The sequence below is a fragment of the Pseudomonas sp. B21-023 genome (assembly GCF_024749165.1).
In the GTDB taxonomy this organism is placed as follows: domain Bacteria; phylum Pseudomonadota; class Gammaproteobacteria; order Pseudomonadales; family Pseudomonadaceae; genus Aquipseudomonas.
This window is the reverse complement of record NZ_CP087190.1, coordinates 5071080-5085302: the sequence shown is the minus strand read 5'-3', so window position 1 is coordinate 5085302 and position 14223 is coordinate 5071080. Positions and strand designations below refer to the sequence as shown.

The following is a 14223-nucleotide window of genomic DNA, read 5'->3' as shown; positions in this document are numbered from 1 at the left end:
GTGTGGCGGAGTTAGACCTCAAGCGGCTGTTTCTCAAGCACGCGAAAAACCTTCAAGGCCTGCTCTCGCGCAAGGTGCGCGACCCACAGCTGGCCGCTGACCTTGTGCAGGACAGTTTCCTGCGCCTGGCCGAGCAGCAGCGTACCGAGACCATCGACAACGCCCAGGCGTACCTTTATCGCACCGCGCACAACCTGATGATCGATCACGTGCGTCAGCAGCAAAGGCGCAAGACCGACACGCTGCCCCACGAGGCTTTCGAGGCGCTCGTCGAGGATGGCCCCGGGCTCGAGGAGCAAGCCGTGCGCGAGCAGCACCTGCGTCGCCTGCAGACGATCCTTGGCGAGTTGCCCGAGCGCACCCGGGAAATCTTCCGCCTCAACCGCCTGGAAGGCATGACCCATGCCGAGGTTGCCCGGCAACTGGGGATCTCCGACAGCTCGGTGCAAAAGCATCTGGCCAAGGCCCTGGCCTATGTGATGCAGTGCCTGCAGGAAACCGAATGACCAACGGTTTACTGACAAATGCCGCTTCAGACGTCAGCCCAGACATAACCAGATCGCGAGAGAACCGTGTGAGCAGCCAGAACGAGCAAGCCATCCGCGAGCAGGCCGCCGAGTGGGTGGTGCTGGAAGGGGGCGGCCCCCTGAGCCCGGCGCAGCAGCTGGCGTTGGCGCAATGGTGCGGCAGCGATCCGCGCCATGCACGGGCCTATGCCTTCGCCCAGGCGACCTGGGCCGATCTCGGGCAGGTGGCGAGCCTGGCACCGACAACGCCGCACCGGGCGCCAGTAGCCCGGGCCGAGCGTACGCGTGGCCGGCGTCGGCCGACGCGGCTGCGCTGGGCGGTGGCCAGCAGTGCGTTGCTGCTGTTGGCAATCCTGGGTGTCGAACAAGGCCCTCGATTACTGCTCGACTGGCGTGCCGACTACGCTGCGGCTGGCGAAGTGCGCCGCGTCAGCCTACCCGATGGCAGCCAGGTCGATCTGGACAGCGGTAGTGCCGTACAGCTCGACTTCGATGGTCGGCAGCGTCGGGTGCGCCTGCTGGCGGGGGAGGCGGTGTTCAGTGCGGCGCCGGTCAGCGCGGATGAGCCGCGGCCCTTCGTGGTCGAATATGCCGGTGCCACCAGCCAGGCACTGGGCACCCGATTCGTGGTGGGCAAGGCGGGTGATGGCGGCTGGGTGGGCATGCTCGAGCACAGTGTCGACGTGCGCCTGCAAACGGCGCCGACCCAGGGTGCCGCCCATCAGATCCTGCAGGAGGGGCAGGCAGTGCGCTACGACCTGGCCCAGGGTATCCGACCATGGAGTGGCCACGATCTGCAGCGCGCCACCGACTGGCAGCGAGGTGTGCTGGTGTTCGAGCGCCAGCCTCTGGCCGAGGTGGTCGAGCGCCTGAACCGTTATCGCGATGGCCGCCTGATGGTGGTCGATGGCACGCTGGCGCAGCGGGAAGTGAGCGGGGTGTTCCGCCTCGACAACCTGGCCGTCGCCGCCGATACCCTTACCCGCGAGCTGAAGGCCAAGCGCCTGCAGTTACCGGGTTTGACCGTGATCTACTGAGTCTTTCGCAAAAACTTTCATCTGGTGTTACTGAGTTTTCCCGCGTTGCTCGTCTGACTGTTGAGATTGATTTTCATTACTAGAAAACGCCAACAGACGAGACGCGCAGTGAGCACGCAATCAACTCGACCCCTCCGGCCTCTGGGCCGCATCGCCCTTGCCGGCAGCCTGGCCCTGGGCACCTGCACCCTGCCGATGGGGATCGGCATGGTGCAGGCTGCTACCGCCGCCAGCAGCGCCAGGCACACCGTCATTCAGTTCGATATCCCTGCCCAGGCCCTCGACAGTGCCGTCCTGGCCTATGCCGAGCAGTCCGGGGTCCAGGTGTTCTTCGACAGCCGAACACTGGCTGGCTTGCAAAGCGAAGGCCTGCACGGCGGCTACAGCGTCGAAGAGGGGTTGCACCGGTTACTGCGCGGCATGCCCGTACGCTATCGCTTCAGTGCTCCGGGCCAAGTAGGCCTGGAGCGCCTGGCGGAGGGTGGCCAGGTCATGGAACTGGGCGCCACCCATATTGACTCGATGCGTGACGGCGACTGGGTCTACCAGACGCCTCGCTCGGTCAGCGTGATCACCCGCGAGCAGATCGACAAACGCCCGCCGCGCCACGCTGCCGACCTGCTCGAGCAGACTGCCGGGGTGTACACAGCGGTCAACCAGCGCGACCCCGGGCTGTCGGTGAACATCCGCGGCGTGCAGGATTATGGCCGAGTCAACATGAACATCGATGGCATGCGCCAGAACTTCAGTGTCAACGGCCACCAGCAGCGCAACGGCACGATGTTCATCGACCCGGAGTTCATCCAGGGCGTGGAAATCGACAAGGGCACCTCTGCCGGCATGGGGGGCGCCGGGGTGATCGGTGGCATCGCCAGTTTCAATACCGTCGAGGCCCGTGACCTGCTGGGCGCCGGCAAGGAAGTAGGCGGTCGCCTGCGCGCCGGCCATGGAATCGGCGAGCTGGGCAATGGCACGTACTTCAACGGCAGTGCGCTGTTTGCTGCCGGCAACGAGATAGGCGACATCCTCGTCGGCTACAGCGAGCGGCACTTCGGCGACTACCGCAGCGGCACGCAGAATGCCGACAACCTGGGCACGCAGATCCGCGGCAAGCTGGAGAATCGCGAGGCCTGGAAGAGCTGGCTGCACGGTGAAGTCGGGGCGATGGACAGCATCACCCGCTCCCAACTGTTCAAGTTCGGCATCAACCTGCCTGAGCATCAGCGCCTGCAGTTCAGCTACTTCGAGACCGATGCCGACAGCAAGGATGCCTGGACCTACAACGACAGCAACAGTAACCGCTATTACTACCGGGTCACCGGGACCAATGACATCAATGCGAAGAACGCTGCAGTCGACTACAGCTTCTCGCCCGACAACGACCTGATCGATTTCAAGGCCAAGCTTTATTACGTAACCACCCGCCAGGACCGCTGGAACGCCGACAACATGTCCAGCGTGGGTACCGGCAACCGTGTCGAGGCCTATACCGACCGCTTCCAGACCGACACCTGGGGGCTGCAGGTGCAGAACACCTCGCGCTGGCACTTCGGGCAGGTCGACACCTTGAGTTTCAACTACGGCACCGAGCTGTTCCAGGACAGTTTCCGTCCCAGCACGGACCGTGTCGCCGCCCAGAACGAAGTGGAATCGCTGCCCTATGTGCAAGGTGCCAATCCCAAAGGTAAGCGGATCATGGCCAGCCTGTTCGGCAATCTCACCTACGAGCATGACGACTGGCTCAGTCTGGATGCCGGTTTGCGTTATGACCGCTACCGGCTGAGCGGCAAGACCGGCGTCACCACCTGGATGTACCCCGAGGGGGTCACCGAGGTCAGCCTTTCGCGCCAGCAGACCCATATGATCTTCGACGAGCAGACGGAGGAAGGCCGTTTCTCGCCAACCTTCGGTATTGCGGTCAAGCCAGGGCCGGACTGGTTGCAGGTCTACACCCGCTGGGGCCGTGGCTGGCGTCCGCCGGCGGTGACCGAGGTGTTCATGAGCGGCCGCCCACATGCCGGCGGCAGTGCCGAGATGGTCTATCCCAACCCGTTTCTCAAGGCCGAGGAATCGCACAACTGGGAGTTGGGGCTGAACATTTTCAAGGAGTCGCTGCTGCGCGACGGCGATCGGTTCGGCGCCAAGGTCGCCTACTTCGACACGCGCATCGACAACTTCTCGTTTCTCGACACCAATGTCTCGTTGCCCGGCAGCAGCGTGGCGGGTATCGCGCTGGGTCGCTCGGCCTACCAGAACAACCTGGAGACCACGCGCTTTCGCGGCGTGGAATACAGCCTGGATTACGACGCCGGCGCCTACTACGGGCAGCTCAGCTACACCCACATGATCGGCAGCAACGAGTTCTGCTCCAACCAGTTCTACATGGGCGGCGCACAGCGGCTGGTCAGCGCTGGCACCGTCATGCGCCCGGTCCGTGTGGGCAGCCGCATCATCATGCTGCCGGTGCGGGTATCACGCGCCGAGGGCGCCGCAGACACCAACAACATCGTCAGCTGCGGCGACATCATGGGCAACGCTTCCTATATGCCTGCAGACCGCGGTGCGCTGACCTTGGGCATGCGCCTGCTCGATCGCACCCTGGATGTAGGCCTGCGTGTGCGCTACAGCGAAGGCAATGGCGAAAACCTCAAGAGCCATACCTACAACCAGATTGATCAGGCCCAGTGGCCCCAGTACACCGTCTATGACCTGTACGCAAGCTACTGGATGACTCCCAGCCTGAACCTGGCCCTTTCCCTGGAAAATGCCACAGATGAGGCCTACTTCGTGGCGATGGGCGACGGCAACAACCTGTCGCTGGCCCGTGGTCGCACCTTGAGCGGCATGCTCGAGTACCGCTTCTGATTCAACCGGGTTTGCCCATTCGGGCGACGCGAAGGCACGGAACACGCCTTCGTCATAACTGTGCAACAACGAGGAACTGTCATGACCCTTTCCGTTAACTACGACGCCGCTTTCGCCAGCTCCACCGTCGACGATTACCTGGCCTTCTGGAGCGCCGGCTTCGTCACCGCCGGCCACGGCTACAGCAACACCGGCGGCTTCAGCAACGGCACTTTCGACGGCGACCAATACGCCACCCACGGTCGCAACAGCTCGGATTACGCCTTCATTGCCGACAGCGACAGCGCCAACGGCCTGCACTACGTGTTCGACCCATCGAAGGCACCGGGCGACAACCTCAATCACTACCTGTGGGGTTCGCTCGACAACGTTTCCCTGGGCGAAGTGCTCGGCGGCGGCAGCGGCAGCGACTTCACCCTGGGCAACTACGTGGTCAGCTTCAACGGCCTTGACCTGGATGCCGCGCAGGGCGCAGGTCGTGCCGGCAACGAAGTGCAGAGCGTGATCTACGGCCTGATGCAGGGCAACACCTCGGCCCTGGAGGGCGTGCTCGACAACCTGCTGGCCGGTTTTGGCGTGTCCACCAACAGCACCTTCGCCGAGATCGGCGCGGCCCTGGCCGCAGGCCCCGCTCACGCGGCCTCCGCCGAAGCGGTTGGCGTGCAGGCGCTGCCTGAGGACCTGGCCCTGGCGGCCTGAGCGCAGGCATGAAAAAGCGAATGGAAGGTCACCCTGCCATTCGCTGATCTGATGCACTTACCCCGCAGCCCGTGTCTTTGCCGGGCCCAGGCTGCGGCGGTGCGAATTCTGTGGCGACGATGGCGCGAATGCAATCGCCTGTCGGCGCCTTCTACGAGGTTTCCAACAAATGCGAACCGCTCCCGCCGCGGCCAACGAAGTGCTGCGGGCGCTCAAGGCCTGCCGTGCCGGGCTTGGCAACGTCGCGTTGTTCACCGCGGTGATCAATGTGCTGATGCTGGCGCCGGCGCTGTACATGCTGCAGGTCTATGATCGGGTTTTGTCGTCGCGCAACGAGATGACCCTGTTGATGCTCAGCCTCATGGTGCTTGGGGTGTTCGCCTTCATGGGGCTGCTGGAGTGGCTGCGCAGCCAGGTGGTGATCCGCCTGGGCACGCGCATGGACATGGACCTCAACCCGCGGGTGTTCGAGGCGGCCTACGAGGCCAGCCTGGCCGGGCACAAGGGTGCGGCGGGGCAGATGCTCGCCGATCTGACCGCGCTGCGCCAGTTCGCCACCGGCCAGGCGTTGTTCGCCTTCTTCGATGCGCCGTGGTTCCCGGTGTACCTGTTGGTGATGTTCATGTTCAGCCCGTGGCTGGGCCTGATGGCGCTGGCGGGCGCGGTGTTGCTGACGGTGCTGGCGTGGGTCAACGAGCGCATGACCCAGGCGCCGTTTGCACAAGCCGGGCAACTGTCGCAGCAGGCGGGCCTGGAGGCCAGCGCCAACCTGCGCAATGCCGAAGTGATCGAGGCCATGGGCATGCTCGGCGCCGTGCGCCAGCGCTGGGCACGGTTGCATCATGGGTTTCTGGCCCAGCAGAACCTGGGCAGCGAGCGCACCGCGGCGGTCACCGCGCTGACCAAGACCGTGCGCCTGGCCTTGCAGTCGCTGGTGCTCGGGCTGGGCGCCTGGCTGGCCATCGAACAGTTGATCACCCCAGGGATGATGATCGCAGGCTCCATCCTCATGGCCCGCGTGCTGGCGCCGATCGACCAGTTGATCGGTGCCTGGCGCCAATGGAGCGGTGCGCGCCTGGCCTATCAACGCCTGAGCGAGTTGCTGCAGGCCCAGCCGCCGCGGCCGGCGGGCATGCCGCTGCCGCCACCGCTCGGCAAGCTCACGGTCGAGCAGGTGGGCGCGACGCAGCCGGGCAGCAGTCGCCTGTGCCTGAGCAACCTGGGCTTCGCGCTGCCAGCGGGCGAGTCGCTGGGGATCATCGGCCCTTCCGGGTCGGGCAAGTCGACCCTGGCGCGGCTGCTGGTCGGCGCTGGCGCGCCGATCGCTGGCAAGGTGCGCCTGGACGGCGCCGACTTGCGGACCTGGGACCGTGGCGCGCTGGGCCAGCACATCGGCTACCTGCCGCAGGATGTGCAACTGTTCGCCGGCAGCATCGCCGACAACATTGCGCGACTGGGGCTTGTCGACGCCCAGCAGGTGGTCGCCGCGGCGCAACTGGCGGGCGTGCACGACATGATCCTCGCCTTGCCGGATGGCTATGACACGCTGCTGGGGGAGGGCGGCATGGGGCTTTCCGGTGGTCAGCGCCAGCGCATCGGCCTGGCACGCGCGCTGTACGGGCTGCCGGCGCTGATCGTGCTCGACGAACCTAACTCCAACCTCGATGACGCTGGTGAGCGGGCGCTGGTCGAGGCCATTGCCAGGCTGCGCGAGCACAAGCGCACGCTGATCCTGATTACTCACAAGTCTTCGCTGCTGGCCGGCCTGGACAACCTGTTGATGCTCAAGAGCGGCCAGTTGCAGGCCTTCGGCCCCACCGCCAGGGTACTGCAGGACGCCCAACGGGCCGCTCGGCCCGCCCCCGTTGCCCCCTCCACCGCCCGCAACCCCATCGGCCTGAACGTCACGTTCGGCCAGCCAAGAGCCTGACTTCATGAGCGTACACGCCCTCTCCACGCAAAAGACCGAGGCAAGCCTGCTCAGCCTCGATGAACACCGGCCGGGCCGTGTCGGCCGCTGGCTGGTGCTGGCAGGTTTCGGCGGCTTTCTGCTGTGGGCCGCGCTGGCGCCCTTGGACAAGGGCGTGCCGGTCAGCGGCAGCGTGATGGTCGCCGGTAGCCGCCAGGCAGTGCAGCACCCCACGGGCGGGGTGATCGAGCAGTTGCTGGTGCGTGACGGTGACACGGTGAACGCCGGCCAGGTGCTGCTGCGCATGGACGCGACCCAGGCCCAGGCCCAGGTCGGCTCGTTGCGGGTGCAGTACGTCAACGCCCGCGCCGGGGAGGCGCGCCTGTTGGCCGAGCGCGATGGTCGGGCGACGCTTGCCTATCCCGAAGACCTGCAGGCCCAGGCACACCTCCCCTGGGTCGCCACGGTGCTGGAAGGGCAGCGCCAGCTGCGTGGCAGCCGGGCCCAGGCGCTGGACATGGAGCTCGGCGGCCTGCGTGAGAGCATTGCCGGTGCCGAAGCCTCGCTGCAGGGGCTGCAGGGTTCGCTGGCCAGCAAGCAGGCCCAGCGCGATGCACTGGACGAGCAGTTGCGCGGCCTGCGCGAGCTGGCGCGGGACGGCTATATCGCCCGCAATCGCTTGCTCGACAGCGAGCGCCTGCTAGCCCAGGTCAATGGCTCGATCGCCGAGGACTTCGGCAACATCGGCCGCACCCGGCGCCAGGTGCTGGAGCTGAAGCTGCGCATCGGCCAACGCCAACAGGAGTACCAGAACGAGGTGCGCCAGCAACTCGCCGAGCTGCAGGCCAGCGCAGAGGACCTGGGCAACCGCCTGCGCAGCGCCGAATTCGAACTGGCCCATGCCCAGGTGCGGGCCCCGGTGGCCGGTACGGTGGTCGGCCTCAGTGTGTTCACCAATGGCGGGGTCATCGCCCGCGGCCAGCAACTGATGGAGATCGTGCCGCGCGATGCGCCTTTGCTGGTCGATGCGCGGGCCTCGGTGGAGATGATCGACCGCCTGCGCCCTGGCCTGCCAGTGGAGCTGATGTTCGTGGCGTTCAACCAGAGCACCACGCCGCGGGTGGACGGCGAGGTGACCCTGGTCTCGGCCGACCGCCTGGTGGACGAGAAGACCCATCAGCCCTACTACCAGGTACGTATTAAGGTCAGCGAACAGGGCCTTGGGCAACTGGCGGGCCTGGATATTCGCCCTGGCATGCCAGTGGAGGCCTTCGTTCGTACCGGCGAACGCTCGATGCTCAATTACCTGTTCAAGCCTTTGGCCGACCGGGTGCACGTTGCCCTGGCGGAGGAGTAAGGGTAATGCCGGTATCTTTGCGTTTCGCAGGCCTGTTTCTGCTGCTCACCAGTCTCTCGGCGCAGGCCCTTGACCTGGGTGATGCCTATGCCCTGGCCCTGCGCAACGACCCGACCTGGCAGGGTTCGATCGCCGAGCGTGAGGCCGGGCTCGAAAACCGTCTGATCGGCCGCGCTGGACTGTTGCCGAAACTGTCATACCGCTACAACCGCGCCCGCAACGACTCGGAGGTGACCCAGCGCAACCCGTCTGGCAACGTGACCACCCAGCGTGATTACCGCAGCTACAGTTCGGCCCTGACCCTCGAGCAGCCGCTGTTCGACTATGCCGCCTGGAGTGACTACCGCCGTGGCGTGGCCCAGGCCGCGCTGGCCGACGAACGCTACCGTGGTCGTGGCCAGGAACTGATGGTGCGGCTGTTCGGCGCCTACAGCGAAGCGCTGTTCGCCAATGAACAGATCGCCCTGGCCCAGGCCCAGCGGCGTACCTTTGCCGAACAACTGACGCTCAACGAACAACTGGTCAAAGGTGGCGAGGGTACCCGCACCGATGTGCTCGAGACCCAGGCCCGCTACGAGTTGGCCCAGGCCCAGGAGATCGAGGCAGGGGACAATCTCGATGCGGCGTTGCGGGCGTTACAGGCGATCATCGGCGAGCCGGTAGAGGTCGATGACCTGGCGCCGATGACCGGTGATTTTCGCGTCCAGCCACTGAAGCCCGCGCGTTTCGAGCCCTGGCGCGACCTGGCTGTTGCCCGCAACGCCGAGCTGGCCAGCCAGCGCCATGGGCTGGAGGTCGCCGAGCAGAACATCGAGCGTCAGCGGGCCGGTCATCTGCCCTCGTTGAGTGCCTATGCCAGCAAGGGTATATCCAGCTCCAGCGCCGAGAGCAGCTATAACCAGCGCTATGACACCGACAGCATCGGCGTGCAGTTGAACGTGCCGCTGTTCGCCGGTGGCGGCGTGTCGGCGTCGGTGCGCCAGGCCCGGGCCCAGCGGGATGCCGCGGGCTTCGAGCTGGATGCGCAACTGCGCGACACGGTCAACCAGTTGCGTCGACAGTTCAACCTGTGCGCCAGTGGCACGGCGAAGATTCGCGCCTACGACCTGGCGGTCAAGGCGGCCACCGCCTTGGTGCAGGCCACGCGCAAGAGCGTGCAGGGCGGTGAGCGGGTTAACCTTGATGTGCTGGATGCCGAGCAACAGCTGTTCGGCGCCAGGCGCGACCTGGCCCAGGCGCGGCATGAGTACCTGCGGGCCTGGTTGCAGCTGCGCTATCTGGCGGGGGTGCTGGAGGCCGGTGATCTGAATGTGTTGAATCGGTACTTCGTGGCGCACGGCTAGGGCGATCGTGGTAGCGCGCTCGCTTTCACGCATCTGTTCAGACAAAAAAGGAGCCGACGATGCGCGTCGGCTCCCCTCGATGACCGTCCTGGTCAGCGATCAGTGTTCGGCAACCGCCTTGCGCCTGGGCGTCTCGTTGCCGTGCTCGTCCAGTTCCAGCACCGGTACCTCGTTGCCCTCGGCGTCGAACAACTTGCCATCCTTGAAGTAGTCGCCATCGCGCAGGGCCGAGATGTCGGAGTACTGGATGGTGCGCTCGTAGGCCGCGGCAAATACCGACTGGTTTTCCGAGTTGCCGGTGGTGAAGTGGTTGAACATCAGGTTCAGCAGAATCGCCATGATCGCCGCCGAGCTGATGCCGGAGTGGAAGATGGTTTCGAACCAGTTGGGGAAGCTGTGGTAGAAGTTCGGCGCCGCGATCGGGATCATGCCGAAGCCCAGCGAGGCGGCGACGATGATCAGGTTGACGTTGTTCTTGTAGCTGACTTTCGACAGGGTGCGGATGCCGCTGGCGGCCACGGTGCCAAACAGCACGATACCGGCGCCGCCGAGTACCGGGGTAGGCACTGCCGCAATCACCCGGCCCATGATCGGCAGCAGGCCGAGCACCACCAGGATCACGCCGCCGGTGGCCACCACATAGCGGCTCTTCACGCCGGTCACTGCCACCAGGCCCACGTTCTGGGCGAAGGCGCTCTGGGTGAACGAACCGAAGATCGGCGCCAGGATACTCGATGCCATGTCGGCGCGCAGGCCGTTGCCCAGGCGCTTGGAGTCGACCTTGGTGTCGATGATCTCACCGACCGCCAGGATGTCCGCCGAGGTTTCCACCAGGGTCACCATGATCACGATGCACATCGACAGGATCGCGGCGATGTGGAAGGTCGGCATGCCAAAGTGGAACGGGGTGGGGAAGGCGAAGATCGGGCCTTCGGTGACCTTGCTGAAATCAGCCATGCCCAGCGACCAGGCGATCAATGTGCCGGCGACCATCGCCAGCAGGATCGACAGGCGCGAAATGCTCGCGCTGCCCAGCTTGCTCAGCAGCAGGACGATGGCGAAGGTCAGTGCCGCCAGGCCGATGTTGGCCATGCTGCCGAACTCTGGCGATGCGCTGTTGCCGCCCATCACCCAGCGGGCCGCGACGGGCATCAGGGTGAGGCCGATGGTGGTGATGACGATGCCGGTCACCAGGGGCGGGAAGAACTTGGTGATACGCGAGAACACCGGGGTAATCAGGAACCCGATCAACGAGGCTGCCATTACCGCGCCCAGCACCGCCGGCAGGCCACCGCCGCCCTGGCTGCCGAGAATCGCGCCCATGGTCGCCACACCCGCGAACGATACGCCCTGGACCAATGGCAGCTGGCAGCCGAAGAACGGCAGCCCAAGGGTCTGCAGCAATGTCGCAAGGCCACCGGCGAACAACGAGGCAGCGATCAGCAGGCCGATCTCCGCCGGGGCCAGGCCGGCGGCCTGGCCAAGGATCAGGGGTACGGCGACGATCCCTCCATACATGGTCAGGACATGCTGCAGCCCGTAGGCCAGGTTGGCGCCGAGGCCGAGGTTTTCGTCCTCGGGGCGCGGGGCGGGAGACGTGCTGGGGGACGTGGTCATTGGAGCAGGCTCTCTGTTTATTGTTGTGTCGCTACTGTAGACAACTAGTGCAAATAATTGCCACTAAAATTGTATACAAAGTTTTGATTGTAGCGCCGTAACGGGTGCGTCCAAGGTGCCTGAAACCTGGATGCACATTACGTTCCAACCTGCGAGAGACTGTTCCAGAGGGGTGTGTACAAAGAGGCTGGTAAAGGCAGGAAAGCTGTCTGGCTGGACAAGAAAGCTGTCACAGCCAGATCATTAGCAAGCTAAGAGATATCAATCTTCGATGAGTTCGCGCAGCTCACGCATCATTTCGGTGCTGTCTGCCAGGTTCAATTCCACAAGACGGTGCAGATGAGTCATCGAATCGACATCTATGAACAGGCAGATAAAACCCAGCCGGGCGGACTCGTCGTGGCGCAGTTCGACCTGCATCCTGACCTGGGTTTTCTTGTCGTCGAGGTGGATGATCGCGTCGAAGTCCTGGGTGGGGTCGGCATCCCAGGGGCTTGGGCGCTCTACCAGCAAGCCCTTAAGCGACAGGTCCAGCAGTTTCACCAGCCAGCGACGTTCGCCCTGGCGCAGTTCGGTAGGGGCATCGAAGGCGATGCGCTGGAAGCGGCGGCGTTCGTCGTGGGCGTTCATGGTGGTTTCTCCGGGTGACATCCTGACTATAGTGAGTTTGGTATGTGCATCAGGTACGGCAATCTGGCCGCAGAGGCTCTAGACCAAAGCAAGTGTGGCAATGCGTCTTGACTGGCCCTAGACTCGATGGGCGGTCTTTCCAATCCACCAGCTGGAAGTAAACCATGAACAACAATAATAGCCTGCTACGCCACATTCCGTGGCTGGCGCTGGCAGTCATAGGGGCCTGCGCGCTGGGTGTGGTTGCCCTGCGTCGCGGTGAGGCGATCAACGCCTTGTGGATCGTGGTCGCGGCAGTGGCCATCTACCTGGTTGCCTACCGTTACTACAGCCTGTTCATCGCCACCAAGGTGATGCAGCTCGACCCCCGCCGGGCCACGCCCGCGGTACTCAACAACGATGGCCTGGACTACGTCCCGACCAACAAGCACATCCTCTTCGGCCACCACTTCGCCGCCATCGCCGGCGCGGGCCCGCTCGTGGGCCCGGTGCTCGCCGCGCAGATGGGCTACCTGCCCGGCACGCTGTGGCTGATCGCCGGCGTGGTGCTGGCCGGCGCGGTGCAGGATTTCATGGTCCTGTTCCTCTCCACCCGTCGCAACGGCCGCTCGCTGGGCGACATGGTCCGTGAGGAGATGGGCCGCATTCCCGGCACCATCGCCCTGTTCGGTTGTTTCCTGATCATGATCATCATCCTCGCGGTGCTGGCGCTGATCGTGGTCAAGGCCCTGGCCGAGAGCCCGTGGGGCATGTTCACGGTGATCGCGACCATCCCGATCGCGATGTTCATGGGCATCTACATGCGCTACATCCGCCCGGGCCGCATTGGTGAAATCTCCATCGTCGGCGTGGTCCTGCTGCTGCTGTCGATCTGGCTGGGGGGCCAGATCGCCGCGGATCCGGTGTGGGGCCCGGCATTCACCTTCACTGGCGTGCAGATCACCTGGATGCTCGTGGGCTACGGTTTCGTCGCCGCGGTGCTGCCGGTGTGGCTGGTACTGGCGCCGCGCGACTACCTGTCGACCTTCCTCAAGATCGGCACGATCGTCGGCCTGGCCATCGGTATCCTGATCATCGCGCCCGAGCTGAAGATGCCGGCGCTGACCCAGTTCACCGACGGTACCGGCCCGGTCTGGAAGGGCACCCTGTTCCCGTTCCTGTTCATCACCATCGCCTGCGGCGCGGTGTCCGGCTTCCACGCGCTGATCTCCTCGGGGACCACGCCCAAGCTGCTGGACAACGAAACCAACGCCCGTTACATCGGCTACGGCGGCATGCTGATGGAGTCGTTCGTCGCCATCATGGCCATGGTTGCCGCCTCGGTGATCGAGCCTGGCGTGTACTTCGCCATGAACAGCCCGGCCGCAGTGGTCGGTGCCGACGTCGCCTCGGTGGCGCAGACCGTCAGCAGCTGGGGCTTCCTGATTACCCCCGAGCAACTGGAGGCGGTCGCCCGTGACATCGGGGAGCACACCATCCTGGCTCGTGCCGGTGGTGCGCCAACACTGGCGGTTGGTATCGCGCAAATCCTTCACCAGGTGCTGCCGGGTGAGAACACCATGGCGTTCTGGTACCACTTCGCCATTCTGTTCGAGGCACTGTTCATCCTCACCGCCGTGGACGCCGGTACCCGTGCCGGGCGCTTCATGCTACAGGACCTGCTGGGCAGCTTCGTCCCGGCGCTCAAGCGCACCGAGTCGTGGGGGGCCAACCTGCTCGCGACCGCCGGTTGCGTGGCGATGTGGGGCTACCTGCTGTACCAAGGCGTGATCGATCCGCTGGGGGGGATCAACACCTTGTGGCCGCTGTTCGGTATCTCCAACCAGATGCTGGCCGGTATCGCCCTGATGCTTGGCACCGTGGTACTGATCAAGATGAAGCGTCAACGCTACATCTGGGTCACCCTGGTACCTGCGGTATGGCTGCTGATCTGCACCACCGCCGCGGGCCTGATCAAGCTGTTCGACCCGAACCCGGCTGTGGGCTTCCTGGCCCTGGCCAAGAAGTACAGCACCGCGCTGGACGCCGGCCAGGTGCTGGCGCCTGCCAAGGACATCGGCCAGATGCAGCATGTGATCTTCAACGCCTACACCAACGCCGGCCTGACGATCCTGTTCCTGGTGGTGGTGTTCAGCATCCTGTTCTTCGCCCTCAAGGTCGGCTATGCCGCCTGGGGCCGCAAGGAGCGCAGCGACAAGGAAACCCCGTTCCAGGCTTTGCCTGACGCTTGAGAGGAATG

General features: G+C 64.7%; 10 protein-coding genes. 8 read left to right on the top strand and 2 right to left on the bottom strand.

The window, feature by feature from the left end; all coding sequences use genetic code 11:
* Window positions 1-2 precede the first annotated feature (2 nt).
* The 7 genes from LOY42_RS22955 (at window position 3) to LOY42_RS22925 (ending at window position 9737) form a co-directional block, all read left to right on the top strand.
* Complete coding sequence (locus tag LOY42_RS22955; protein WP_139668509.1) at window positions 3-506, top strand: RNA polymerase sigma factor; 504 nt, start codon at window positions 3-5, stop codon at window positions 504-506.
* Window positions 507-574: 68 nt separating this feature from the next.
* On the top strand, window positions 575-1564 hold the full coding sequence (locus tag LOY42_RS22950) for a FecR domain-containing protein (RefSeq protein WP_139668511.1): 990 nt from the start codon (window positions 575-577) through the stop codon (window positions 1562-1564).
* A gap of 195 nt (window positions 1565-1759) precedes the next feature.
* Window positions 1760-4429, top strand: a complete 2670-nt coding sequence (locus LOY42_RS22945; RefSeq protein ID WP_139668835.1) for a TonB-dependent receptor — start codon at window positions 1760-1762, stop codon at window positions 4427-4429.
* An 81-nt stretch (window positions 4430-4510) separates the two neighbouring features.
* Window positions 4511-5128: a heme acquisition protein HasA gene (locus tag LOY42_RS22940; RefSeq protein ID WP_102684544.1), complete on the top strand. Its 618-nt coding sequence runs from the start codon at window positions 4511-4513 to the stop codon at window positions 5126-5128.
* A 169-nt stretch (window positions 5129-5297) separates the two neighbouring features.
* Window positions 5298-7058 carry a type I secretion system permease/ATPase gene (locus LOY42_RS22935; protein ID WP_258599421.1) on the top strand — a complete coding sequence of 587 codons (1761 nt, stop codon included), beginning with the start codon at window positions 5298-5300 and terminating at the stop codon, window positions 7056-7058.
* 4 nt (window positions 7059-7062) lie between these two features.
* Entirely contained in the window at window positions 7063-8394 is a 1332-nt protein-coding gene (locus LOY42_RS22930) for an HlyD family type I secretion periplasmic adaptor subunit (RefSeq protein ID WP_198755627.1), read from the top strand.
* A 5-nt stretch (window positions 8395-8399) separates the two neighbouring features.
* Window positions 8400-9737: a TolC family outer membrane protein gene (locus LOY42_RS22925; protein ID WP_258599418.1), complete on the top strand. Its 1338-nt coding sequence runs from the start codon at window positions 8400-8402 to the stop codon at window positions 9735-9737.
* A gap of 99 nt (window positions 9738-9836) precedes the next feature.
* Here LOY42_RS22925 and LOY42_RS22920 read toward each other — a convergent pair whose 3' ends face one another.
* The gene (locus LOY42_RS22920) at window positions 9837-11354 is read right to left on the bottom strand and encodes a nucleobase:cation symporter-2 family protein (RefSeq protein WP_139668520.1); all 1518 of its coding nucleotides are present in this window, start codon (window positions 11352-11354) and stop codon (window positions 9837-9839) included.
* Between the two features lie 261 nt (window positions 11355-11615).
* Window positions 11616-11984 carry a PilZ domain-containing protein gene (locus LOY42_RS22915; protein WP_139668522.1) on the bottom strand — a complete coding sequence of 123 codons (369 nt, stop codon included), beginning with the start codon at window positions 11982-11984 and terminating at the stop codon, window positions 11616-11618.
* Window positions 11985-12148: 164 nt separating this feature from the next.
* On the opposite strand from LOY42_RS22915, the gene LOY42_RS22910 reads away from it, so the two are divergent.
* Entirely contained in the window at window positions 12149-14215 is a 2067-nt protein-coding gene (locus LOY42_RS22910; protein WP_139668524.1) for a carbon starvation CstA family protein, read from the top strand.
* Window positions 14216-14223: the final 8 nt, after the last annotated feature.